This is a genomic window from Janthinobacterium agaricidamnosum (assembly GCF_003667705.1).
GTDB lineage: Bacteria > Pseudomonadota > Gammaproteobacteria > Burkholderiales > Burkholderiaceae_D > Janthinobacterium.
Genome location: NZ_CP033019.1, coordinates 4,872,750 through 4,895,842, shown reverse-complemented (window position 1 = coordinate 4,895,842; position 23,093 = coordinate 4,872,750). Strand labels below are relative to the sequence as shown.

The 23,093-nt window shown below is 60.5% G+C and carries 22 protein-coding genes and 1 tRNA gene; 20 read left to right on the top strand and 3 right to left on the bottom strand.

The annotated features are described in order from the left end of the window. Nucleotides 1–38 precede the first annotated feature (38 nt). From D9M09_RS22120 to eutC, 5 genes are all read left to right on the top strand, one after another. Nucleotides 39–593, top strand: a complete 555-nt coding sequence (locus D9M09_RS22120; protein ID WP_121670385.1) for a GbsR/MarR family transcriptional regulator — start codon at nucleotides 39–41, stop codon at nucleotides 591–593. Then, nucleotides 590–1,231: a DUF4166 domain-containing protein gene (locus D9M09_RS22115; RefSeq protein WP_070287766.1), complete on the top strand. Its 642-nt coding sequence runs from the start codon at nucleotides 590–592 to the stop codon at nucleotides 1,229–1,231. The genes D9M09_RS22120 and D9M09_RS22115 overlap by 4 nt, the downstream gene beginning before the upstream one ends. Continuing rightward, nucleotides 1,228–2,691 (top strand): TIGR01777 family oxidoreductase, encoded by a 1,464-nt coding sequence (locus tag D9M09_RS22110; protein ID WP_121670384.1) that lies wholly within the window; start codon nucleotides 1,228–1,230, stop codon nucleotides 2,689–2,691. The genes D9M09_RS22115 and D9M09_RS22110 overlap by 4 nt, the downstream gene beginning before the upstream one ends. 86 nt (nucleotides 2,692–2,777) lie before the next feature. Further along, a complete protein-coding gene (locus tag D9M09_RS22105) occupies nucleotides 2,778–4,166 on the top strand; it encodes an ethanolamine ammonia-lyase subunit EutB (protein WP_121670383.1) in 1,389 nt (462 codons plus the stop codon). Between the two features lie 9 nt (nucleotides 4,167–4,175). Continuing rightward, the gene (gene eutC, locus D9M09_RS22100) at nucleotides 4,176–4,949 is read left to right on the top strand and encodes an ethanolamine ammonia-lyase subunit EutC (protein WP_121670382.1); all 774 of its coding nucleotides are present in this window, start codon (nucleotides 4,176–4,178) and stop codon (nucleotides 4,947–4,949) included. On the opposite strand, the gene tsaD is transcribed toward eutC, so the two are convergent. Further along, nucleotides 4,950–5,990 (bottom strand): tRNA (adenosine(37)-N6)-threonylcarbamoyltransferase complex transferase subunit TsaD, encoded by a 1,041-nt coding sequence (gene tsaD / locus D9M09_RS22095; protein ID WP_099409665.1) that lies wholly within the window; start codon nucleotides 5,988–5,990, stop codon nucleotides 4,950–4,952. Between the two features lie 210 nt (nucleotides 5,991–6,200). Between tsaD and D9M09_RS22090 the strand changes: the two genes are divergently transcribed. Continuing rightward, entirely contained in the window at nucleotides 6,201–6,608 is a 408-nt protein-coding gene (locus D9M09_RS22090) for a nitrite reductase (NAD(P)H) small subunit (protein WP_162995774.1), read from the top strand. A gap of 164 nt (nucleotides 6,609–6,772) precedes the next feature. Here D9M09_RS22090 and D9M09_RS22085 read toward each other — a convergent pair whose 3' ends face one another. Then, entirely contained in the window at nucleotides 6,773–7,834 is a 1,062-nt protein-coding gene (locus D9M09_RS22085) for a 3-deoxy-7-phosphoheptulonate synthase (protein WP_070223112.1), read from the bottom strand. A 150-nt stretch (nucleotides 7,835–7,984) separates the two neighbouring features. Then, nucleotides 7,985–8,662 (bottom strand): hypothetical protein, encoded by a 678-nt coding sequence (locus tag D9M09_RS22080; RefSeq protein ID WP_162995773.1) that lies wholly within the window; start codon nucleotides 8,660–8,662, stop codon nucleotides 7,985–7,987. A 159-nt stretch (nucleotides 8,663–8,821) separates the two neighbouring features. Between D9M09_RS22080 and ybiB the strand changes: the two genes are divergently transcribed. The 14 genes from ybiB to D9M09_RS22005 all read left to right on the top strand — a co-directional run bounded on the left by ybiB (nucleotide 8,822) and on the right by D9M09_RS22005 (nucleotide 23,057). After that, a complete protein-coding gene (ybiB, locus tag D9M09_RS22075) occupies nucleotides 8,822–9,814 on the top strand; it encodes a DNA-binding protein YbiB (protein WP_121670379.1) in 993 nt (330 codons plus the stop codon). Between the two features lie 56 nt (nucleotides 9,815–9,870). After that, the gene (locus D9M09_RS22070) at nucleotides 9,871–11,085 is read left to right on the top strand and encodes an NAD(P)/FAD-dependent oxidoreductase (protein WP_121670378.1); all 1,215 of its coding nucleotides are present in this window, start codon (nucleotides 9,871–9,873) and stop codon (nucleotides 11,083–11,085) included. 183 nt (nucleotides 11,086–11,268) lie between these two features. Beyond that, nucleotides 11,269–11,481 carry a 30S ribosomal protein S21 gene (rpsU, locus tag D9M09_RS22065; protein ID WP_008451879.1) on the top strand — a complete coding sequence of 71 codons (213 nt, stop codon included), beginning with the start codon at nucleotides 11,269–11,271 and terminating at the stop codon, nucleotides 11,479–11,481. A 195-nt stretch (nucleotides 11,482–11,676) separates the two neighbouring features. Beyond that, nucleotides 11,677–12,129, top strand: coding sequence for a GatB/YqeY domain-containing protein (locus D9M09_RS22060; RefSeq protein WP_070223119.1), 453 nt, complete (start codon nucleotides 11,677–11,679; stop codon nucleotides 12,127–12,129). Nucleotides 12,130–12,258: 129 nt separating this feature from the next. Further along, complete coding sequence (dnaG, locus tag D9M09_RS22055) at nucleotides 12,259–14,055, top strand: DNA primase (RefSeq protein ID WP_070287782.1); 1,797 nt, start codon at nucleotides 12,259–12,261, stop codon at nucleotides 14,053–14,055. Between the two features lie 464 nt (nucleotides 14,056–14,519). Further along, nucleotides 14,520–16,760 carry an RNA polymerase sigma factor RpoD gene (gene rpoD, locus D9M09_RS22050; protein ID WP_070223123.1) on the top strand — a complete coding sequence of 747 codons (2,241 nt, stop codon included), beginning with the start codon at nucleotides 14,520–14,522 and terminating at the stop codon, nucleotides 16,758–16,760. 109 nt (nucleotides 16,761–16,869) lie between these two features. Then, a tRNA-Ile gene (locus D9M09_RS22045) sits at nucleotides 16,870–16,948 on the top strand. 463 nt (nucleotides 16,949–17,411) lie between these two features. Beyond that, the gene (locus tag D9M09_RS22040) at nucleotides 17,412–17,753 is read left to right on the top strand and encodes a hypothetical protein (RefSeq protein ID WP_240453442.1); all 342 of its coding nucleotides are present in this window, start codon (nucleotides 17,412–17,414) and stop codon (nucleotides 17,751–17,753) included. Between the two features lie 513 nt (nucleotides 17,754–18,266). Then, the gene (locus D9M09_RS22030; protein WP_070223129.1) at nucleotides 18,267–18,482 is read left to right on the top strand and encodes a major coat protein; all 216 of its coding nucleotides are present in this window, start codon (nucleotides 18,267–18,269) and stop codon (nucleotides 18,480–18,482) included. Nucleotides 18,483–18,540: 58 nt separating this feature from the next. Further along, nucleotides 18,541–19,737, top strand: a complete 1,197-nt coding sequence (locus D9M09_RS29220) for a hypothetical protein (protein WP_162995522.1) — start codon at nucleotides 18,541–18,543, stop codon at nucleotides 19,735–19,737. A gap of 3 nt (nucleotides 19,738–19,740) precedes the next feature. Beyond that, nucleotides 19,741–20,076, top strand: coding sequence for a hypothetical protein (locus tag D9M09_RS29215; RefSeq protein WP_162995772.1), 336 nt, complete (start codon nucleotides 19,741–19,743; stop codon nucleotides 20,074–20,076). 9 nt (nucleotides 20,077–20,085) lie between these two features. Beyond that, complete coding sequence (locus tag D9M09_RS22015; RefSeq protein WP_121670375.1) at nucleotides 20,086–21,231, top strand: zonular occludens toxin domain-containing protein; 1,146 nt, start codon at nucleotides 20,086–20,088, stop codon at nucleotides 21,229–21,231. Continuing rightward, nucleotides 21,228–22,550 (top strand): type II secretion system protein GspD, encoded by a 1,323-nt coding sequence (locus D9M09_RS22010; RefSeq protein WP_121670374.1) that lies wholly within the window; start codon nucleotides 21,228–21,230, stop codon nucleotides 22,548–22,550. The genes D9M09_RS22015 and D9M09_RS22010 overlap by 4 nt, the downstream gene beginning before the upstream one ends. Nucleotides 22,551–22,787: 237 nt before the next feature. Continuing rightward, nucleotides 22,788–23,057, top strand: a complete 270-nt coding sequence (locus D9M09_RS22005) for a hypothetical protein (protein ID WP_162995771.1) — start codon at nucleotides 22,788–22,790, stop codon at nucleotides 23,055–23,057. The last annotated feature ends 36 nt before the right edge of the window (nucleotides 23,058–23,093 follow it).

Below are 23,093 nucleotides of genomic sequence, written 5' to 3'. Positions count from 1 at the left end.
ATCTTACATTTCTGTAACGACAGAAATAAGAGAAAACCATGGAATTGAGTCCGACTACGCAGAAATATATTCTGCACTGGGGGGAGATGGGCACCCGCTGGGGCGTCAACCGCACGGTGGCGCAGATCCACGCGCTGCTGTTCCTGGCCAATGAACCGCTGACGGCGGAAGATATCGCGGCCAGCCTGAACGTGGCCCGCTCGAACGTCAGCAACAGCCTGAAGGAATTGCAAAGCTGGGGCCTGGCGCGCATCACGCACGTGATGGGGGACCGGCGCGACCACTTCGTCGCCCTGCAGGATGTGTGGGAAATCTTCCGCGTCATCATGGAAGAGCGCAAGCGGCGCGAGATCGATCCCACCCTGACGGTGCTGCGCGAATGCGCGATCGAGGGCGAACAGGATGCGGCGATACCGCCTGAGACGCTGGCGCGCATGGGCGAAGTGCTGGCTTTCCTGGAAATGCTCAGCGCCACCTACAGCGACTACAAGAACCTGCCGCCGGCGACCCTGCAGCGCATGCTATCCATGGGCGGCAAGGTGGCCAAGTTCCTCAGCCCGGACGATAAGCCTGGCAAGCCGGGAAAAGCATGAACGGCCCCTCGGAAGGAGAGCTGTTCAAGAAGGTCATGGGCGAGCGGTGGCTCACCCTGCACCCGGATATCCGGCGCCGCTTCGAGAAAAATCCCGCGCCGGGCCAGCCCCTGTACTACCGGGGCGAGCTCAGTGAGCTCACGAGCTCGCGCCTGGGCAAGGTGCTGGGCTGGCTCACGCGCCCCTTCATCGACGGCGCCCTGATCCCGCATGACGACCACGACTTCCCCGTCGATATCGAAGTCTATTCGCGCCCCGGCTGCCCCTTCATCTTCAAGCAGCGCACCTACCGCCTGCATGGCCGCGCGCCGATCCGCTTCACGTCCTACATGGCTGAAAGCGCAACAGGCGAAGTGCTCGAATACGTTGGCATGGGCCTGGGCATGAAGCTGGTGCTGCACGTGGAAGATGGCAACCTGCATTTCACCAGCGATGGCTATTTTTGGGATCTTTTCGGCTGGCGCCTGCCGCTGCCCGGCGTGCTCACGCCCGGCAAGACCTATCTGTGCCACCGCAACGATACGCCGCAGCAGTTCAACATCCGCATCGAGATCCGCCACGCCCTGTTTGGCACCACATTCACCCAGGTCGGCGTGTTCCGCGAATCCGCCGCACCGGAAATGAAGGAGACACCATGAATACGCATCTGCTGGCCCTGCAACTGATGGCGGCGCAAGGCTGCCTGGGCGCCTTCGACACCATCTATCACCATGAAATCACGGAAGCGCTGCCGCAAAAGGCGTCGGCGCGCCTGGAGCTGACCATCCATGCCACGCGCGCGCTGATCTACAGTCTGCTGTTCGTGGGCCTGGCCGCCTGGGAGTGGCACGGCGCCTGGGCCTGGGTGCTGGTGATCGTGTTTGGCGTGGAAATCGTGCTCACCCTGTGGGATTTCGTCGTCGAAGACCAGACCCGCCTCTTGCCCGCCACGGAGCGGGTCACGCACACGGTGCTGGCGATCAATGCGGGCGCCTTCATCGCCCTGCTGGCTCTCAATAGCAGCGAATGGGCGACCTTGCCGACGGCCCTCGTATGGCAGCCATACGGCTGGCTCAGCGTCTTCCTCGCCCTGTGCGGCGTGGGCGTGGGCCTGTCCGGCCTGCGCGACGCGTATGCCGTGTGGCAGCTGGGACGGCGCAAGGTGCAGGAGACAGCGGAGCAAGAGGAGCGCCTGCGCTTTGCCGCCGCGCCGCAATCCGTGCTGGTGACGGGCGCCACGGGTTTCATCGGCCAGCAACTGGTCAGCGCCTTGCTGGCCGACGGCCATGCGGTGACGGTGCTGACGCGCCAGCCCAAGCAGGCCGCGTGGACCTTCGACGGCCAGGTGCGCTGCATCCGGTCGCTGGACGCATTGTCGGATGCGCAGCGCATCGACATGGTGGTCAACCTGGCCGGCGCGCGCATCGTCGGCAAGCGCTGGACGGAGGCGCGCAAGGCGGCCCTGCGCCGCAGCCGCGTGGCGCTGACGCAGGACCTGGTGGCGTGGATCGCCCGCGCCCAGCACAAGCCGAGGGTGCTGCTGTCCGCGTCGGCCATCGGCTACTACGGTGTGCAGCCGCAGGGCGACGCCACGGAATTGACGGAGGAGAGCGCGCCGCAAGCCATCTTCATGTCGCAGCTGTGCCAGGAATGGGAAGCGGCCGCGCGCCAGGCGGAAAAATTTGGCGTGCAGGTGGGCTGCATGCGCTTCGGCCTCGTCTTCGGCCACCAGGGTTCGCTGCCGCAGATGCTGCTGCCGATACGCTTCGGTGCAGGCGGCCCGCTGGGCAGCGGGAAACAGTGGATTTCGTGGGTGCACGTGCGCGACGTCATCCGCGCCATCGCCCATCTGGCGCGCCGCAGCGAAGAGCAGGCAGTGGGCGGCGCGTATAACTTCTGCGCGCCGGAAGCGATCGAGCAGCGCCGCTTCGCCCAGGTGGCGGGCACCGTGCTGCACCGCCCCAGCGTCGTGCCCACGCCGGCCTTCGTCATGCGCGCCTTGCTGGGCGAGCAGGCAGACTTGCTGGTGGAAGGCCAGCGGGTCGCCCCGCGCCGCCTATTAGCCGACGGCTTTGTCTTCCGCTATCCGCAGCTGGAAGGGGCGCTGCGCAGTTTGTGACGTGGGGTGGTATCGCGTTGCTCCGGGCGTAGAATAGGCATGCTCCGGGGTCAGACCCGGCGGGTCTGACCCCACAGGAGAAGTCCATGCCCCGCTTCAGCCATACGATAGACAGCCATGTTTACCAGTTCGCCAGCCTGAAGAAGCTGCTGGCCAAGGCCACGCCGCTGCGTTCGGGCGACGTGCTGGCCGGCGTGGCGGCCGCCTGCGCGCGCGAGCGGGTGGCGGCGCAGCTGGCGCTGGCCGAGGTGCCGCTGGCGGCCTTCCTCAATGAAGCGCTGGTGCCGTACGAAGACGATGAAGTCACGCGCCTGATCATCGACACCCACGCGCGCGCCGCCTTTGCGCCGATTGCCCACCTGTGCGTGGGCGACTTTCGCGACTGGCTGCTCGACGACGCGACGGACACGCCCGCGCTGTCGCAAGTGGCCGCCGGCATCACGCCGGAAATGGCGGCCGCCGTCTCGAAAATCATGCGCCTGCAGGACCTGGTGCTGGTGGCCCGCAAGTGCCGTGTCGTCACGGCTTTCCGCAATACCCTGGGCCTGGAAGGGCGTCTGTCCGCGCGGCTGCAGCCGAACCATCCGACGGATGACGCCACGGGGATTGCCGCATCGATGCTCGATGGCCTGCTGCTGGGCAGCGGCGACGCCGTGATCGGCATCAATCCCGCCACCGACAATGTGGCGCAGGTGGTCTCGCTGCTGCACCTGCTCGACGCCGTCATAGCTCAATATCAGATTCCCACGCAGTCCTGCGTGCTCACGCACATCACCAATACGCTCGAAGCGATCCGCCGCGGCGCGCCCGTCGACCTGGTGTTCCAGTCGGTGGCGGGCACGCAGGCGGCCAACCGCAGCTTCGGCATCGACCTGGCCCTGCTGGCCGAGGGACAGGCGGCGGCCCTGTCGCTGGGGCGCGGCACCGTGGGCAGCAACGTCATGTATTTTGAGACGGGGCAGGGCAGCGCCCTGTCGGCCGGCGCCCACCACGGCATGGACCAGCAGACGTGCGAGGCGCGCGCCTATGCGGTGGCGCGCGCGTATCAGCCGCTGCTGGTCAATTCCGTGGTGGGCTTCATCGGCCCCGAATACCTGTACGACGGCAAGCAGATCATGCGCGCGGGGCTGGAAGACCATTTCTGCGCCAAGCTGCTGGGCCTGCCCATGGGCTGCGACGTGTGCTACACCAACCACGCGGAAGCGGACCAGGACGACATGGATGCCTTGCTGACCATGCTGGGTGTGGCTGGCTGCAATTTCATCATGGGCGTGCCGGGCGCGGACGACATCATGCTCGGCTACCAGAGCACCTCGTTCCACGACGCCCTGTATGCGCGCCGCGTGCTGGGCCTGCGTCCCGCGCCCGAATTCGCGGCCTGGCTGGCACGGATGCAGATCACGGATGCGCAGGGAAATCTGAACGTGGCGCTGGCGCCGGCCTTCCAGGCAGCCCTGCTGCGCCTGGACGATTAGGGAGCATACATGGACGAGAAAACCCCGTGGCAAACGCTGCGCGCGCATACGGCGGCGCGCATCGCGCTGGGACGCCGCGGCGTGAGCGTGCCGACCCGTGCGCAGCTGGCATTCCAGCTGGCCCATGCGCAAGCGCGCGACGCCGTGCACCTGGCCCTCGATGGCGAAGCCCTGGCGCGCGACTTGGCCGCGCAGGGGCAAGCCTGCGTGCAGCTGCACAGCGCGGCCGCCACGCGCGCCGACTATCTGCAACGCCCCGACCTGGGGCGCCGGCTCGACGATGCTTCACGCGCGCGGCTGGATGGTGGCGCCAAGGGCGTGGATCTGGCGCTGGTGGCGGCCGACGGCCTGTCGGCGCTGGCGATACAACGCCACGCGGCGCCGTTCCTGGCCGCTTTGCGCGAACGGCTGGCGCTGGAAGCGTGGACGCTGTCGCCCGTGCACATTGTGGCGCAGGGGCGGGTGGCTATCGGCGACGAGGTAGGGGAATTGATAAAAGCGCGGGCCGTGCTGGTGCTGATCGGCGAGCGGCCGGGCTTGAGTTCCCCGGACAGCCTGGGCCTGTACCTGACGTGGGCGCCCAAGGCAGGTTTGCTGGACGAGCGCCGCAACTGCATCTCGAACGTGCGCCCCGAGGGGCTGGCGTATGCGCCAGCCGCGTACCGGCTGCACTACCTGCTGTCGCAGGCGTTCAGCCGGCAGTTGTCGGGCGTGGACTTGAAGGATGAAACGGTGGAAGAGGGCGCGGCCCTGGCGGGCGCGCGCAATTTCCTGCTGGCGTGATCAGACTTCGCGGATTTCGTCGAGCGGCCAGCGCGGGCGCACGTTGAACGAGTAATCGTGCTTGGCGGCGTCGGGGTTGATCTGCAGGCGCATGGCGCCGGCAAAGGCGATCATGGCGCCGTTGTCCGTACAGAATTCCAGCTCCGGGTAATACACTTTAAAACGCTTCTTGGCGGCGGCCGCATTGAGCGAGGCGCGCAGCTGCGCGTTGGCGCCCACGCCGCCGGCGATCACCAGGCGCTTCAAGCCCGTGTGCTTGAGGGCCGATACGCACTTGGCCGTCAGCACGTCGACGATGGCGTCGACGAAGCCCCGTGCGATGTTCGCCTTGTCCTGCTCGCAGATATTGGCGATGACTTTTTCTTCATGGTTTTTCACCACCGTCAGCACGGCCGTCTTCAGGCCGGAAAAGCTGAAGTTGAAATCCTTCGAATGCAGCATGGGGCGCGGCAGTTTATACGCCAGCGGGTCGCCGAATTCGGCCAGGCGCGAAATGGCGGGACCGCCCGGGTAACCGAGTCCCAGCAGCTTGGCCGACTTGTCGAATGCCTCGCCGGCCGCATCGTCGAGGGTTTCGCCCAGCATCGTGTACTGGCCCACGCCATCGACGCGCATCAGCTGGGTGTGGCCGCCCGACACCAGCAGGGCGATGAAGGGGAATTCCGGCGGCTCGGACGCGAGCAGCGGCGACAGCAAATGGCCTTCCAGGTGGTGGATGCCCAGCACCGGCTTGTTGATGGCCAGGCCCAGGCTGCAGGCGACGGACGATCCCACCAGCAGCGCGCCGGCCAGCCCCGGGCCTTGCGTGTAGGCGATGGCGTCGATTTCGGACAGGCCGATGCCGGCCTTCGTCAGGGTCTCTTCGAGCAGCGGGATGGCGCGGCGGATATGGTCGCGCGACGCCAGTTCCGGCACCACGCCGCCATACTGCTCGTGCATGGCGACTTGCGAATAGAGGGCGTGCGACAGCAGGCCGCGTTGCGTGTCGTACAAGGCCAGGCCGGTTTCGTCACAGGAGGATTCGACGCCAAGAACAATCATGAAGGTACTGAATAGGGAGGAGTAATCCGCCATTGTAAAGGAAAGCCGCGCAGTCCACCGTGCGGCCGGCGCACCATTTCGGCGGCAGTGTGCACTTGCGCAGTGCGGCGCGGGCCGGTTTTGCCCGGGATTTTGGCTGCTTTGCGCCTGGAACGGCATTGGCACCGCTCTTGCTTAGACAGGCGTGTGCCTTTTTCAAGGGAGCTTGCGATGCCGGAACAATGGAAAATGATTTGCCGCCTGAAGGACATGCCGCTGGCGGGCGCGCGCATGGTGCAGCGGGGGCTGGCGTGGCAGGATTTGCCCGGCGTGGCGCTGTTTCGCGCGGTGGACGATACGGTCTACGCGCTGCTCGACACAGTGCCGTGCCTGGGCGGCCCGCTGGCGCATGGGGTGCTGATGGAGAAAAACCTGATGGGTCCGAAGAACAGCTGGATCATCGAGCTCGATTCGGGCCGCCTGGTGGCGCCCGTGCAGGGCATGGCGCGCCTGTACGCAGTGCGCATCCTGGACGGGCGCATCTACCTGGACATCAATGAACTCAATATCCCGGCCAGCAAGGCGGAGCAGGCGCTGGCGGGATCGTTCGCCGTGCTGCCGCATGTGCAGATGGCGTGATGAAGGGAAAAGCAAAAACGGCGCACAGGGCGCCGTTCTTTGTCTGCAGTGATGTGTCGGCTTACGCGCTACGCGCTAAGCCGACCTACGTATTGACGCGGCCGGCCGGTAGGTCGGATTAGGCCCACAGGGCCGTAATCCGACAACATCGTTGGCGGTATATTTTACGCCGGGCGATTGAGCAGGTGCGCATGCGCGTCGCGCAGCATGGTGGCCGTCGTATCCCAGTCGATGCAGCCGTCCGTGACGGAGCAGCCGTAGGTCAGTTGCGACAGGTCTTGCGGGATCTTCTGGTTGCCGCCGACGATGTTCGATTCGATCATCACGCCCACCAGCGAGCGGTTGCCCTGGCGGATCTGGTTGACCACGTCGCCCATCACCAGCGGCTGCAGTTCCGGCTTTTTATAGCTGTTCGCGTGCGAGCAGTCGACCACCAGGTTGGCCGGCAGCTTGGCCTTGGCCAGTGCCTGTTCGGCGATGGCGATCGAGACGGAATCGTAGTTCGGGCGGCCGTCGCCGCCGCGCAGCACCACGTGGCCATAGGCGTTGCCGCGCGTGCGCACGATGGCGACGTTGCCTTCGGCGTTGATGCCCAGGAAGGAGTGCGGGTGCGCCGACGACAAAATCGCGTTGACGGCGATGCTGATGTCGCCATCGGTGCCGTTCTTGAAGCCGACCGGTGTCGACAGGCCCGACGACATTTCGCGGTGCGTCTGCGATTCCGTCGTGCGCGCGCCGATGGCGGTCCAGGCGATCAAGTCGCCCAGGTATTGCGGCGAGATCGGGTCCAGCGCTTCGGTGGCGGTGGGCAGGCCCAGTTCGCACACGTCGAGCAGGAACTGGCGCGCCTTTTCCATGCCTTCGTTGACCTTGAACGAATCGTCCATGTACGGGTCGTTGATATAGCCCTTCCAGCCCGTGGTGGTACGCGGTTTTTCGAAATACACGCGCATCACCAGCAGCATCGTATCCTTGACTTCCTCTTGCAGCGCTTTCAGACGGCGCGCGTAATCGAGGCCGGCGACGGGGTCGTGGATCGAGCACGGACCGACGACGACGAACAGGCGCTGGTCCTTGCGGTCGATGATGTTGCGCAGCGCTTCGCGGCCGCGGCTGACGGTGTCGAAGGCGCTTTCCGACAGGGGCAGCTTGGCGTGCAGTTCGGCCGGTGTCGGCATGGGCGCGAAAGAGGTGACGTTGATATTTTCGATGTCTGGCGTATTCATGATTCTGGCTCGGCTTTCGCTATTGCGTTCTTTAAGAGGCAATAGTGTAGCGGAAATGCGGCCTGGCGGCGGGGTTGGGGCCAAAACGGAATGCATGAGTTGTTTTTATGGCAGGGCCGGCACGCCGCCGGCCCCCTTGCTGCCGGGCGCTCAGCGGCCGCCGGTCACGCTGGTGCCAACGCTGTAGCGGGCGATGCGCTGGTAGTTGCCAGCCAGCTCGGGCGGCCGGGGCAGGCCGGGATGGCGCCGCACGTGCGCGAGGATGGCCGTTTCATGCTGGCGTATCTGTGCGTCCAGACAAGCGATTTGCTGGCACAACAGGGCGTGCAGCGCATGCTGGCCAGCCTGCAGATGGACGTCGAGGCGCGCCGACTCCTGCTTGCGCACGCCTGCGATGGCGTGCAGGCGGCGCAGCCACAAGCGCAGTTCCACGTAGGCGGGCGAGGGCGGCGTCCAGCCAGCGGGGCGTTTGTCCTCGCAGTAATTGGCCAGCACCACGGCGCCGTGCGCCGCATCCTCGGGCAAACCTTGACTGCGCAGATAGTCTGCCAGCTGCGCGGGCTGGGCATCGCAGACCAGCATGCCCATGTCGGCCAGCATGCGTGCTGGCGTCTCGCTGTACGGGGCGTCGAGGCGCATGCAGACGCGCAAGCCCATGACGGGCACGTCGTTCCTTTGCAGCCAGCTGCGCAGCCAGCGGTAGCCGGCCACGTCGTTTTCCAGCACCTTGCACAGCACGTCGCCGCCCGAGCGCAGCACGGCTTTCAGCAGCAGTTTGCCCGTTTCGATGCCGACGAAGGCCGTTTCCTGTTTGATCGCGTGTTCCATGATGAGTTCCCCCTGTGCAGTCTTATACGCAGCGGCGGCGCGTTTGGATGCAGGCGCGAAGCACATTCATCAAAAAAATAGCTGGAAAGACTGTTGCATCGGCGCCTATGGCATCCTTCAGCCCGTCTGCACGGGGAAAAATCCGTGTAAGCTGGCGCCATGACGACTGTTTCCATCCCCTATACCGATGTGGCCGGCGAGCCATTTCCCGCTGCACGTTTCATCAAAGAAATAGGACGCGGCAAGAACGGCGCGCGCAGCATGACGCGCGACGATGCTCGCGCCCTGTACCGCGCCATGCTCGAGGGCCGCGTGTCGGACCTGGAACTGGGCGGCATTTTGTTGTCGATGCGCATCAAGGGCGAGTCCGTGGACGAGATCGCCGGCTTCCTCGACGCTGCCGAAGCCTCGTTCGTCCCGCTGGCCGCGCCGGCAGGCGAATTCGCGCCCATCATCATTCCCAGCTACAACGGCGCGCGCAAGATGGCGAACCTGACGGCCTTGCTGGCGCTGCTGCTGGCGCGCGCGGGCGCACCCGTGCTCGTGCATGGCGTCACCAGCGACCCGGGCCGCATCACGACGGCCGAGGTGCTGGCCGCGCTGGGTGTGCCCGCCTCGCCGGACCATGCGCAAGCCGAGGCCGCCATGGCGCGCGGCGAAGCGGCCTTCCTGCCCATCGAGGCGCTGGCGCCGCGCCTGGCGCACATGCTGTCGCTGCGGCGCGTGCTGGGCGTGCGCAATTCCACGCACACCCTCGTGAAAATCATGCAGCCGTTCGCCGGGCCCGCCCTGCGCCTGGTGTCGTACACGCATCCCGAGTACCTGGAAATGCTCGGTGAATATTTCCTGACTGCCTGCGATCCCGCGCGCGGCGACGCCTTCCTGATGCGCGGCACGGAAGGCGAAACGGTGGCCAATGCCAACAAGGCGCAGCAGATCGACTGGTTCCACGACGGCGAGCGCACGGTGCTGGTGGAAAAGCAGTTGCTGGTGGAAGAGTTGCCGCATTTGCCGGCCGAGCGCGACGCGGCCACCACGGCGGCCTGGATCGCGGCCGTGCTGCGCGGCGAGGTGCCCGTGCCGCCGTCGATCGCCGAACAGGTGGAGCAATGCTTGACGACATCGCGGCAGATTGCGGCACGGCCGCGCTAGCCGCGCCGCCGCAGTTTACAATGGCGTCTTTGTAATCAGCGGTGACCGGAATTCTTATGGCAAAACAATTTGATGTGGCAGTGATCGGCGCGGGCGCGGCCGGCATGATGTGTGCGGCTGTTGCCGCCCATCAAGGCAAGCGTGTGGTGTTGATCGATCACGCGGCCAAGCTGGCCGAAAAGATCCGCATCTCGGGTGGCGGACGGTGTAATTTCACCAATATTAACGCCACCCCACAAAATTTCCTCTCGGAAAACCCGCATTTCTGCAAGAGCGCGCTGTCGCGCTACACGCCGCAGGATTTCCTCGCGCTGGTGAAAAAATACCGGATCGGTTACCACGAAAAGCACAAGGGCCAGCAATTCTGCAATGAATCGGCCGAGCAGATCATCGACATGCTCAAGGACGAGTGCGCCGCTGGCGGCGTGCACTGGCGCATGCCATGCAAGATCGACAATGTTGTTCAGCAAGACGACGGCGGCTTCGTGCTGCAGACCGATAGCGGCGACATCGAGACGGCCAGCATCGTCATCGCTACGGGCGGCCTGTCGATCCCGAAGATCGGCGCCACGGACTTTGCCTATCGCATCGCCAAGCAATTCGGTCTGGCGATGGTCGAGCCGCGTCCGGCCCTGGTGCCGCTGACATTCGACCCGGCCAGCTGGGCGCCGTTCGCGGAATTGTCCGGCATCGCGCTGGAAGTGGATGTGGAAACGGGCAGCTTGAAAGGCCGCAAGGCCACGGGCGCGCGTTTTCGCGAAGATTTGCTGTTCACGCATCGCGGCCTGTCCGGTCCGGCGATTTTGCAGATTTCCAGCTACTGGCTGCCGGGCGAGCCCATCGTCATCAACCTGTTGCCGGAAGTCGATGTGGCGCAGACCTTGATCGAAGGCAAGGGCACCCTGAAGAAGCAGTTGGGCAATATCGTCGCCCAATGGCTGCCGCAGCGCCTGGCGGACTGCCTGCTGGCCACGAACGGCCTGGCGCCGGACGCGCGCATCGCCGACATGCCCGACGCGCAGCTGCGCAAGCTGGGGCAGGCCATCAATGCCTGGTCCATCGTGCCGAACGGTTCCGAAGGCTACCGCAAGGCGGAAGTGACGCGCGGCGGCATCGACACGCGCGAACTGTCGCAGCAGACCATGATGGCCAATAAAGTGCCGGGCCTGTATTTCATCGGCGAGTCGGTCGACGTGACGGGCTGGCTGGGCGGCTACAACTTCCAGTGGGCCTGGGCTTCCGGCGTGGCGGCAGGTATTGCCTTGCAGTAAGCTACTCTGTAATATGGGGTTTTGGCGCCCGGTGCGCCGATCCCGGTGCGTGGTTTACGCCACATTCCGGCAGCGACCGCAGGCTGCATGCCGCACGCAAGTGGGGGAGGGGCTTCCCTTTCCGAATAAAAGCTGCTACTATCTATCTCTTCCTATACACCACCTCAACGGTTTGAATTTTACATGACCACTATTCGCCTTAAAGAAAACGAGCCGTTCGAAGTCGCAATGCGTCGCTTCAAACGCACCATCGAAAAAACGGGTCTGCTGACCGAATTGCGCGCTCGCGAATTCTACGAAAAGCCAACAGCTGAGCGCAAGCGCAAGCTGGCAGCTGCTGTCAAGCGTCATTACAAACGCATCCGCAGCCAACAACTGCCGAAAAAATTATTCTAAGACTGTTCAGTCAGAACCAACCCGGGTAGTTCGGCGCATTGTTCGCCACGGGTTTTGTTTTGATTCGCCTGGAGTGATACTTCAGATGAGTCGCATACCCGCTCCGGTTCGCCGCAGCGGGTTTTCGCTTTTGTGGCCGCCTGCTTGGAGTGCCTGCACGAGCATCGAACCCTACTTACCAACACGAGGATTGCCATGAGCTTGAAAGAACAAATTACCGAAGACATGAAAAACGCCATGCGCGCCAAGGAAACGGGCAAGCTGGGCACGATTCGCCTGTTGCTGGCGGAAATCAAGCGCAAGGAAGTCGACGAGCGCATCGAATTGACGGATGCCCACGTGACGGCCATCGTGGAAAAGATGATCAAGCAGCGCAAGGATTCGATCACCCAGTTCGAAGCCGGTGGCCGTGCCGACCTGGCCGACATCGAAAAAGCCGAGCTGGTGCACCTGATCGGCTACATGCCTGCCGGCCTGTCGGACGAGGAAGTAGCGGCCGAAGTGGCTGCCGCCGTGGCCGCCTCGGGCGCCGCCGGTCCGCAAGACATGGGCAAGGTCATGGCCATCGTCAAGCCGAAGCTGGCTGGCCGCGCCGACATGACCGTGGTCTCCGCGCTGGTCAAGAAAGCCTTGACGCCGGCCGCGTAAGCAACAATAGTAGCAAGGGCTGCCAGTCGTCGCACTGGCAGCCGCTCAATCGCCCACACGTTGACCTGGCTCAACCTCCGGCCACGTGCGGTAGTATAGTCTGACCTATAACAAGACCCGCCCTAGCCAGTGATACCTCAATCCTTCATTTCCGATTTGCTCAACCGCGTCGATATCGTCGATGTCGTGGGGCGCTATGTGCAACTGAAAAAAGGTGGCGCCAATTTCATGGGCTTGTGCCCGTTCCACAGTGAAAAATCGCCCAGCTTTACCGTCAGCCCCACCAAGCAGTTCTACCATTGCTTCGGCTGCGGCGCGCATGGCACCTCGATCGGCTTCCTGATCGAATACTCGGGCATGGGCTTTGTCGATGCCGTCAAGGACCTGGCGCAAAACGTGGGCATGGTCGTGCCGGAAGCGGACGACAAGATCCCGCCGGCACAGCGCGCGCAGATCCAGGCGCAAAGCCTGGCCTTGTCCGACGCCATGACGCAGGCCTGCGATTATTACCGCGGGCAATTGCGCCACGCGCCGGAAGCCATCGCCTACCTCAAAAACCGGGGCTTGACGGGCGAAGTGGCCGCTCGCTTCGGCATGGGTTTCGCGCCCGGCGGTTGGGATAACCTGCGTTCCGTCTTCCCCGATTACGACGTGGTGGCCCTGGCCGAGGCCGGTCTAGTGATCGACAAGGTCGATGAAGAGGGCAACAACCGCAAGCGCTACGACCGTTTCCGCGAACGCATCATGTTCCCGATCCGCAATACCAAGGGGCAGGTCATCGCCTTTGGCGGCCGCGTGCTCGACCATGGCGAACCGAAATACCTGAATTCGCCGGAAACCCCCTTGTTTTCCAAGGGTTTCGAACTATATGGGTTGTTCGAGGCGCGCCAGGCCATCCGCGACGCCGGCTACGTGCTGGTGACGGAGGGTTACATGGACGTGGTGGCGCTGGCGCAGATGGGTTTCCCGCAAGCGGTGGCCACCTTGGGCACGGCGTGCACGCCCACCCACGTGCAGAAACTGTTGCGCCAGACCGATAACGTGATTTTCAGCTTCGATGGCGACAAGGCCGGCCGCCGCGCGGCGCGCCGCGCGCTGGAGGCGAGTCTGGCCCACGTGTCGGACAATAAGACGATCAAATTCCTGTTCTTGCCGTCGGAACACGATCCGGACAGCTATATCCGCGAATTCGGCGCCGAGGGTTTTGAGCAGCAAGTGCATGAAGCGATGCCGCTGTCGCAATTCTTGCTGAAAGAAGTGTCGGGCGAGCATGATTTGTCGGAACCGGAAGGGCGCGCCCGCGTGCAGTTCGACGCCAAGCCCCTGCTGCAGCTGATGGCGCCGTCGTCCCTGCGCCTGCAGATCGTGCGGGGCCTGGCGCAGTTGACGCAGTCCACGCCGGCCGAGATCGAAGCCCTGTTTGAGCTGGCGAAACCCGTTGCCGTGGCGCACCGCGCGCCGCCGAAATCGGGCCGTCCCGTGCCCGTGGGTCTTGAATTGAAGATCATGCGCATGCTGGTGGCGCATCCGCCCTTGACCCTGCGCATCGACGAGGCGGCCCTGACCGCCTTCCAGCACCTGGGGCCGGATGCGGCGCACAGCCTGGGGCAGCTGGTGGCTGTAGGCCAGGCGCTGGGCGAGCACGGCAGTTTTGCCGCGCTGGCGCAGCAATTGAAGGAGCTGGGCAGCGAATACGACGAGATCATCGGCGAGATCGCGGCCGGCACGGAATCCGATTACGACAGCGAATTGTCGTGGCTGGTGAGCACCATCCGCGAGATCAAACTGAATGCCTTGAAGGCGGAATTGCAGCAATTGTTTGCGTCGGGTTTGCCATCGGAGAAAATTGGTGTACGCTACCGCGAAATCATGCAGGAGCAGGGCGAGCTGGAACGCGAACGCGATGCCGAGTTGGTGAATCGCTAACCTTGCCCTGAGGGTATGTCGCGCACTGGAAAAACATTTTTCGCGTGCTATAATTAAATGCTAAGTATTGTGTGCTTTGGCAAGCTAGTTCTGTTTCGTAAATAGTATTTGTTTTCAGTAAGTTAGGCTCTTGATCGGCGCGGTGGATCGTGTCGGCAGCCAGGGCCAACTGGCGCTTTCGGCGTTGCGGGCAAGGCTCGCAGACGCTGGCAAGCCGCGCCAGGCCCTCGCTCCCAACGCGGTCGATGCAGGAATTTTTGCCGAGGCGGCTGGCAACAGCCGGTGGACAGGAATTGCTGCGCTTCCCGCGGATCGTGGCCGATGAGGTGTAAGTAACGTAACAGTGTCGAATTTGCGTAGTCGGCAGGTTCGAAGATGGTGGTTCCCGCAGGTAGACAGGGAACTGGCAGCAAACTTTATCCTAATCCACCGTAAAGCAAGTCGTTGTGTAATCGAAAGCGCCTGTGCCAATCAAGAAACCCGAATCCAAAGCGGCTGTAAAGCCCACTAAAGTTACCACGAAAGCCGAAAAGGCGCTCGACCGGCCAGAAGCGCGCGTGACCAGCGCGCCCGTGGTCAGCCAGACCACCGACGCCGCTACCCTGGCGGCCATCGATACGTCCGGTTATGTCTTGCCGTCGGTAAAAGTGCCAGGCCGCCGCGGCCGCAAGCCAAAAGAATTCCAGCCAGAAAATGATGAAGTCGCCGCCCTGAACGCCGTCGAGCGGGCCGAACTGAAGGCCGTCGACAAGGCCAAGGCCAAGGACCGCAAGGCGAAAGAGCGCGCGCTGCTGAAGGACGCGTTCTCGTCCGACACGGAAGCGAGCGAAGAAGAACTCGAGCGCCGGCGTCAGAAACTCAAGACCCTGATCAAGTTCGGCAAGGAACGCGGTTTCCTGACGTATGCGGAAATCAACGATCACTTGCCCGAAAACATCGTCGATCCGGAAGCCATCGAAGGCATCATCGGTACCTTCAATGACATGGGCATCGCCGTCTACGAACACGCGCCCGATGCGGAAACGCTGTTGCTGTCCGATAACGTTGCCGTCGTCACCAGCGATGACGAGGCGGAAGCGGCCGCCGAGGCCGCATTGTCGACCGTCGATTCCGATTTCGGCCGCACCACCGACCCGGTGCGCATGTACATGCGCGAGATGGGCTCGGTCGAGCTGCTGACGCGCGAAGGCGAGATCGAGATTGCCAAGCGCATCGAAGATGGCTTGAAAGACATGATCCAGGCAATTTCCGCCTGTCCCGTGACGATCGCCGAGATCATCGCCGCCGCCGACCGCATCGCCAACGAAGAGATCAAGATCGACGAAATCGTCGACGGCCTCGTCGATGAGAACGAACCGGTCGCCGCCGCCCCTGTCGTGTCCGCTCCCGTCGAAGAAGACGAGGAAGAAGGCGAAGCGGAAGAAGAGGAAGAGGAAGAAGAGGAAGAAGCGAGCGCTTCGGGCGCCGCCGGCTTCTCGGCCGAACAGCTGGAAACCCTGAAACGCACGGCGCTGGAAAAATTTGCCGTCATTTCGCAGCAATTCGACAAGATGCGCCGCGCCTTCGAAAAGGAAGGCTACAACTCCAAGCCCTACGCCAAGGCGCAGGAAGCCATTTCGCAAGAGTTGCTGGGCATCCGCTTCACGGCCAAGGTGGTGGAAAAGCTGTGCGACACCCTGCGCGGCCAGGTCGACGAAGTGCGCCATATCGAGAAACAGATCCTCGACGTGGCCGTGAACCGCTGCGGCATGCCGCGCGCCCACTTCATCAAGGTCTTCCCGGGCAATGAAACCAACCTCGACTGGGTCGATGGCGAAGTCAACGCAGGACACGCGTACAGCGCCATCCTGGGCCGCAACATTCCGACCGTCAAGGAATTGCAGCAGCGCCTGATCGACCTGCAGGCGCGTGTCGTACTGCCGCTGCCGGACTTGCGCAATATCAACCGCCAGATGGCGGCCGGTGAAATGAAGGCGCGCAAGGCCAAGCGCGAAATGACGGAGGCCAACTTGCGCCTGGTCATTTCGATCGCCAAGAAATACACGAACCGGGGCCTGCAATTCCTCGACCTGATCCAGGAAGGCAATATCGGCCTGATGAAGGCCGTTGACAAGTTCGAGTACCGCCGCGGCTACAAGTTCTCCACGTATGCGACCTGGTGGATCCGCCAGGCGATTACCCGCTCGATCGCCGACCAGGCGCGCACGATCCGCATTCCCGTGCACATGATCGAGACGATCAACAAGATGAACCGGATCTCGCGCCAGATCCTGCAAGAAACAGGCGCGGAGCCCGATCCGGCCACCCTGGCGATCAAGATGGAGATGCCCGAGGACAAGATCCGCAAGATCATGAAAATCGCCAAGGAACCGATCTCGATGGAAACGCCGATCGGCGATGACGACGATTCCCACCTGGGCGACTTCATCGAGGACAACAACACGCTGGCCCCGGCCGACGCAGCGCTGCACGCGTCCATGCGGGGCGTGGTCAAGGACGTGCTCGATTCCCTGACGCCACGCGAAGCAAAAGTGCTGCGCATGCGTTTCGGCATCGAAATGTCCACCGACCACACCCTGGAAGAAGTGGGCAAGCAATTTGACGTGACGCGCGAGCGCATCCGCCAGATCGAAGCCAAGGCGCTGCGCAAGCTGCGCCACCCATCGCGCTCCGACAAGCTGAAAAGCTTCTTGGAAGGCAACTAGAAGCCAATAGGGCTTGACGTACGCCCCTGATACCCCTATCCTCGCGTGTCCGTTTCCAAAACGGCCGCGCGAGGCGGGTTTTCAACAGCGCCGCCAAGCCGCAGTCCCCGGGCCTCTAGCTCATGCTTGGTTAGAGCAGCGGACTCATAATCCGTTGGTGCCGTGTTCGACTCACGGGAGGCCCACCATTTTTACGTAGCTGCTCATGGGCAGCTATGATCCGCACTACCTCGTCTGCAGGGACGCCCGACTCTTCAATGATTTTTATAGTCGTATGGAAGTCGGGCACTCTCTCGCCATTCACATAGCGATCCAGTGTCTTCTGAGGCACGCCCCACGCCTTCGCTACAGGCAGCACTTTCCTACCTTGTAACGCTCTTGCTATCAATTCCTGATATTCCATAGTATTTTCTCATTGGCAATTAGTCCAAATGGACATTAATATCGCACTTAGCTAGTCCGAACGGACATTTTAATTTGTCCGATTGGACGAAGTTAACGATAGCACATTCAGCTTGAATGTAAACCGCTCAGTCTCCGGCCCACGGGCCGCCTGTTTGCCCACTGGTACGCCTTGGGAGGTTTTTTCGGCTGCTGATCCGTGCAAAAACTTAATCGCTCTAGCGGGCGACTTACTCCAAGGAAAAGACCATGAAAAATACCATTCAAATTTTGCACGTCACCCAAGTGGCGGGCCGTTCGAAAAAAACCGGCAATGACTACGATATGCGCATGGCGCAATGCATCGTCCACAAGCCAAACCGCGATACCGGCGTCATCGAGCCGTTAATCGGTGAGCTGGTCTTGCCGGAGCGCTTCAAAGACACTCAACCGGGCATGTATGAGGTTGAGTTCGAAGTCTCGATCTCGCAGGACAAACGTGTCGGCGCGCAGGTCTTTTCTATCACTCCAATTTCCGCTGCTTCCCAAGCAAAGTCCGCTGCAGCGGCTCCCGTCATCAAGGCGAACCCAGGTCAACAAACCGCTTCGTAATTTCCCATGCCTTCCTGCGTCGATTCCACACAAATGACGGGGCCAGATGCTCCGTCTGGTGCCGTGCTGTACACGGTGTCTAGCGCGCCCACTGAATTGTCTGCATGTGCCTACGTGGTCGAGTCAGGCACTGAATACGTGGCGGCAGTGGCGGCGCAGGATAAGGCTTTGGATGCGTTTTTTGCAGCGGCCGTAGTGGTGCTGTTCGCGTTGGGCTGGATCGCAGGGGCGCAACGATGATCCTGCTTAAAAATCTCTGGCCCATTCTGTTTTTGGCTGGCCTGTTTGTCTGCGGCGTACATCTGCTCAAGTACATTATTGCCCGATTTTTGGAGCACAAATAATGACTATCGCCGCCGCCGTTGGCTATGCCTTGAGTGCGTTTGGGATCGGGTATGCCGCTGGTTCGATACAGCGAATTATCCGCCGCTCTATCGAAATATTGGATTAGCTCTCTTTTGGCGTTCGGCCGTCGTCAATCGTACTTGTAGGCCAATTTTTAAGGAATTGAACATGAACAAAAATATTCAGCGCGGTTTGGCTCTGGTTGGTGCTGTTGCTGTCTCGGCTGGTGCGTCGGCTGCTGATGATCAAGGCGTCGCTGCGATCACTGCTTTGTCCGGTACTGCCAGCACGTACATTTCGGCAGCGTTCGCTGTCGCGGTATTGGTCGCCGGTGGCTTCTGGGGTATCAAGATGATGAAAAAAGCATTCTCGAAGGCTGGCTAAGTCCGGCTCTGTGGTATGGGCGACTTCGGTCGCCTTTTTTTTTGGGGGAGGTGACGACGTGCGCTTATTGCTGTTTTTTCTGATGTTGTTTTGTTCTTATTCTGCTGCTGCTGGCGGTAAAGTGTATTTTGAAGCGGCGGGTGGCGCTCGTCCACTTGTTCCCAGTAATGACTGCGCAGGTATTGTTTCTGTCATGCAATCTTATTCTCCGAAAGCCACGATTAAATGCGCAAATGTTCGTGCTGATATTTATAAGCTTACTACTGTGTACATGGGTAAGGAGGAGGATTGGCTTTATGGCGAGCTTGTTGAGGTTTGTCCAGGTGGTGGACGTTTTGAGCAAGATTCATCAAAGCCGATTGGTTCTAGATGCGTTCGTGCTCAGTGTGTTGAGGGCGACTCGGCTGGTACTTATGATATTCCATCTGCTTATTACAAGCGTGGTCCTAATAATGAGTCGATAGTTGTTAAACCTATTATGCCGAATGGCTCCTTTTTTACGGCTTCATATTGTATCGATGGCTGCATTTCCAAAATTAAGTCTGCAGATGATGTAGGTAAGGGTCATGAAGGTCCGAGTGATGCTAATGGTGTGTTCTTATTGCATTACGATATTACCTTGACTAATAACGGTGAGCGTTGTTCGGTGGAAAGTCTTCCGGATTCGAATCCTCCGCCTTATACGCCCGGTGATCCGAATAATCCGACAAATCCGACAAATCCGACAAATCCGACTGATCCGACTGATCCCGGCAACGGCAACGGCAACGGCACAGGAACCGGCAACGGCAACGGCAATGGCAACGGCACGGGTACAGGAACCGGCAACGGCACAGGCAACGGCACAGGCAACGGCAACGGCACAGGTACCGGCACAGGTGGTGATACAGGTTCTGTCAAACAGCCTTGCGGTGCACCCGGTCAATCCCCTTGCCGTATTGATGAAACTGGCACGCCGACATTAGATACAGGGCCGGGTGATGTTTGGCTTAAGGAAATTGAATCGACTAATAAAAGTGGGCTGGATCAAATAGGTTCACTTGTGAAAGAGAAATTAATGTATGGGGACTGGTTCCCGCAGATTAATACTGCCACTTGTTCGAATCCGACTGTATCTAACCCTATAACTGGCGCGGCATATCAGGTAAATATTTGTACGTATGTTGAAATATTTGCAAAATTTATTTCTGGTGTTATTTGCTTTTTTGCCGTGATTGGTTCAATTCAACAAATTGCTTCTGCTTCTAAGGCTTAAATCATGCCACTTCTTGCAAATTTACTTGTATCTATTGTTACATTCTTGATTAGTTTTTTTGGCAGATATATGGTGCTTGAAAAAGCTTTTCGTATATCCGCTGTACTGGTCATGCTGGGTTTTTTTGCAGTCGTTATAGCTGCAATGCAGTCATGCGCACGCGGGGTTTGTGCGCAGGGAATTTCTGGTATTTCTAATTCGCATCCAAGCTTTGCCGTTGGTCTTGGCATTGCATTTAATTCCACGACGATGGCGGCAGCTTCTTGTTATATGTCGGTATGGCTCTGTTGCCAAATCTACGTGTTTCAGAAAAAAGGCCTGAATATTGTTGTTAAGTAGGCGCTCGATATGGCTGTTTATGCAATTACAGGCAAGCTTGGCAGTGGCAAGGGTAAAGCGGCAATCGATCAGATCAGGCGTTACCTGCGGGACGGCAAGAGGGTTGCGACAAACTGCGACGTTTTCCTTGAGCATCTGATGCCAGCGACGGATAAAAGCGTGGTCATACGAGTTCCAGACAAGCCATCAGCGGTCGATTTGTACATGGTAGGTAGTGGGAACAGGTTCATCCAGTTTGAGCCTATGTTGCAGCATGGTCGCGCTGGTATCACGGCGATTGCACCGTCGCCTAAGTTGCTGCCGGGATTTGATGAGCACCACAATGGCGCGCTCATTCTCGATGAGTGCGGTTCGTGGCTCAATACGCGCAATTTTCAAGACAAGGGTAGGGCGGAAATGCTCGAATGGGCGATCCATGCGCGCAAGTATGGCTGGGACATTTTTTTCATCATGCAGAACATCAGCCAGGTCGACAAACAGTTGCGCGAATCGCTGCTTGAGTATGTGGTGCGGTTGAATCGTCTTGACCGTATGAAGGTACCGCTTCTGAGTCCCGCCATTGCTTTTATGACGGCCGGTGCATCGACGGGCAGTATGCCCCGCTTGCACATTGGTGTTGTGCGCTTGGGCGCTTCTCCTGATGGGCTGGTGGCGGACCGCTGGTACTTCCGGGGCGATGACTTGAACAATGCCTATAACACCACGCAAGTCTTTTCTGATAGCTACCCCCATGGCACGCACTCGCTGCTTTCGGCATGGCACTTATCTGCTGCCGTGGGTGTTCCTCCCGATTTCATCGGGCCATTGCAGGCTACGCCTGCCGCCTTGTCGCTGTTGCGCCCTAGGGCGCTGCCTCCTAAACCACCACACAAACATATGTCTAAATTTCTATTCTGTTCGCTGCTGTTGGGCGTCGTTCTTGGCGTTTTTGGATACCACTTTGGAGGCTCATTTTTCGCGCCTGAGGTTGCGCAGAAAAAGGAGGAGTTTGTCTATTCGAAGACGATAGCGGGTGTTGGTTATATCAATCAAGGATCGAAATATATGGTTAACTTGTCTGACGGTCGGGTCGTGGTTGCTCTGCGTTTTCGCTTCGTGGATGGCGGCTGGATAGCGCAGATTGAGCCGGGCTTGTGGGTGCGGGGTGCTGTATGAAAAATTGGCTCCTGTACCTGATGCTGTTGCCCTGCATGGCGCTGGCCAATAATCAGCCCGTGGCCATCAATCTGTCATCTGTCTCGCTGGTGTCATTTGCGCAGGCGACGTACAAAAATCTTCTTGAGCGCGATTTCGTGATTGCGCCGGATGCACTGGCGTTGGATCGCAAAATCTCAGTTTCTGTACGTTCTTTAACGCCCCAGCAATTGCCAGTTTTTATTGAGGGTGTGCTTTCTGATCAGGGCATTTCGTCCGAGTTGCGCGATGGCGTGTATTACCTGCGTGCAGCGCAGTCTTTTCGTTCCGCCCAAGCTCCGGTTGTGTCGCTTCCGCCTGAAGTTGCTACACAAAGCGCGTCGTCATCTGCTGGGGCCTTGTTTGCGCCGCTGAACAGGCTTAAATCAGATGAGGGGTATTTTGACGGTGGGTATGCCAGTGGCATTGCAGGCAGTACTTCCGGCCGGCGCCGTGATGATGAATCAGAGGTATACGCGCCGGCTGGCCGTTCGGCTGATTTCTTGGTGCAGGTCGTGACGGCTGCGTTTGGTCCGCGTAGTGCTGTGGCGGCTGGCAATCAAATTGTGCTGACCGGCAGCGCGTCGGAGTTAAACAAGATGCGCATCTTGCTCGGTGCGCTCGATCAGTTGCCGCGTATGGTTGATGTGTCGGCGTCGTGGGTCGAGGTCACGGATAACGCCAGCTCGGGCCGCGGCATTTCCATCATGGCCAGCGTGCTCGGTGCGAAGTTCGGCGCGTCGCTGGGGAGCGTCAATTCGGCGTCCGCGATCAGCTTGCGCGGAACCAATTTTCAGTTGGTTATCGATGCGCTCAACACAGACGGCCGTTTCAAGCAAGTATCGAACAGCCGCATTGTGGGCGACGACTATCAAAAAATGGTGCTGACGGTGGGCGATGAAACGCCGACGATTGCCAGCACTGGCAAAGACAATTCCGGCAATAGCGTGCAAAACATCGTTTATCGGCCTTCCGGCGTCATCGTCGACGTGCTGCCAAAGATACTCGGTAGCGGGAAAATCAATCTCGCCATCGATGGGCAAATATCCAGTTTTAAGCCAACGGCCAGCGGCGTGACGGGTTCACCCACGCTGATTAAGCGCCAAGTCAAAACGGCGGTGACGGTCAACGATGGCGAAGTGCTGTTGATTGGCGGCTTGAACGATGCGCAAACCGTCGATAGTTCCTCTGGCTTCTCGTTTCTGCCGTCTTCGTGGGCTGCTCGATCGGGGACGAAGCTGCATACCGATCTGGTGCTGATCTTGAGTGCGCAAGTTCCCCGAACGTCAGAAAAACGGTGACTTGTCACGTTAATTCCGGGGTGACGGCACAAGCGGCCCGGAGGGCAAAATCTTTGAGGGCATATCGAAGTCGGCGGTTGATTTTGAAGTAATGGCGTCAGGTGGCCCGTGCGCATCGGAGCGAGGAGCGACACGTTTTCAAAGTTTTAGCGGGCAGTCCGCCGCCACGCTTAGTACTGCGTCGCTGCACGTTGGCCAGTACGGCCCACTCTGAAAAACCGTTTTGAAAGTATGCACATGAAACAGCTTGAGGATGACAAGACGATTGATCTACTCGGCCCGATTAAACGGGGCAGAGGGCGTCCGGCAACTGGTGCGGCAAAGACCAGTGCACAGCGGAAAAAAGAGCGAAGGGAGCGTTTGCGTGACGATGGCAAGGCATTTCTGACGGTGCATGTTGATGCGCAGGTGCTGGAAGGATTGAAGGCGTATATCCGCTTCAAGGACATTACGCCGGATCAGGTGATAGAGAAATTATTGCGTCAGCAATTGCTGCGCAAACGGTAGCGGAAAGCTTGGTGCCGCTATCTGCGCGCAGCGCGG

What these genes read in the sequence shown, in the direction of transcription:
- D9M09_RS22110 (WP_121670384.1), top strand. Translation starts at nt 1,228, where the DNA reads ATGAATACGCATCTGCTGGCCCTGCAACTGATGGCGGCGCAAGGCTGC.
- eutC (WP_121670382.1), top strand. Translation starts at nt 4,176, where the DNA reads ATGGACGAGAAAACCCCGTGGCAAACGCTGCGCGCGCATACGGCGGCG.
- rpsU (WP_008451879.1), top strand. Translation starts at nt 11,269, where the DNA reads ATGACCACTATTCGCCTTAAAGAAAACGAGCCGTTCGAAGTCGCAATG.
- D9M09_RS22005 (WP_162995771.1), top strand. Translation starts at nt 22,788, where the DNA reads ATGAAACAGCTTGAGGATGACAAGACGATTGATCTACTCGGCCCGATT.
- D9M09_RS22080 (WP_162995773.1), bottom strand. Translation starts at nt 8,662, where the DNA reads ATGGAACACGCGATCAAACAGGAAACGGCCTTCGTCGGCATCGAAACG.
- D9M09_RS29215 (WP_162995772.1), top strand. Translation starts at nt 19,741, where the DNA reads ATGCCACTTCTTGCAAATTTACTTGTATCTATTGTTACATTCTTGATT.
- D9M09_RS22070 (WP_121670378.1), top strand. Translation starts at nt 9,871, where the DNA reads ATGGCAAAACAATTTGATGTGGCAGTGATCGGCGCGGGCGCGGCCGGC.
- D9M09_RS22120 (WP_121670385.1), top strand. Translation starts at nt 39, where the DNA reads ATGGAATTGAGTCCGACTACGCAGAAATATATTCTGCACTGGGGGGAG.
- D9M09_RS22085 (WP_070223112.1), bottom strand. Translation starts at nt 7,834, where the DNA reads ATGAATACGCCAGACATCGAAAATATCAACGTCACCTCTTTCGCGCCC.
- D9M09_RS22115 (WP_070287766.1), top strand. Translation starts at nt 590, where the DNA reads ATGAACGGCCCCTCGGAAGGAGAGCTGTTCAAGAAGGTCATGGGCGAG.
- D9M09_RS22030 (WP_070223129.1), top strand. Translation starts at nt 18,267, where the DNA reads ATGAACAAAAATATTCAGCGCGGTTTGGCTCTGGTTGGTGCTGTTGCT.
- D9M09_RS22105 (WP_121670383.1), top strand. Translation starts at nt 2,778, where the DNA reads ATGCCCCGCTTCAGCCATACGATAGACAGCCATGTTTACCAGTTCGCC.
- D9M09_RS22090 (WP_162995774.1), top strand. Translation starts at nt 6,201, where the DNA reads ATGCCGGAACAATGGAAAATGATTTGCCGCCTGAAGGACATGCCGCTG.
- ybiB (WP_121670379.1), top strand. Translation starts at nt 8,822, where the DNA reads ATGACGACTGTTTCCATCCCCTATACCGATGTGGCCGGCGAGCCATTT.
- tsaD (WP_099409665.1), bottom strand. Translation starts at nt 5,990, where the DNA reads ATGATTGTTCTTGGCGTCGAATCCTCCTGTGACGAAACCGGCCTGGCC.
- D9M09_RS22040 (WP_240453442.1), top strand. Translation starts at nt 17,412, where the DNA reads ATGAAAAATACCATTCAAATTTTGCACGTCACCCAAGTGGCGGGCCGT.
- D9M09_RS22010 (WP_121670374.1), top strand. Translation starts at nt 21,228, where the DNA reads ATGAAAAATTGGCTCCTGTACCTGATGCTGTTGCCCTGCATGGCGCTG.
- D9M09_RS22060 (WP_070223119.1), top strand. Translation starts at nt 11,677, where the DNA reads ATGAGCTTGAAAGAACAAATTACCGAAGACATGAAAAACGCCATGCGC.
- D9M09_RS22015 (WP_121670375.1), top strand. Translation starts at nt 20,086, where the DNA reads ATGGCTGTTTATGCAATTACAGGCAAGCTTGGCAGTGGCAAGGGTAAA.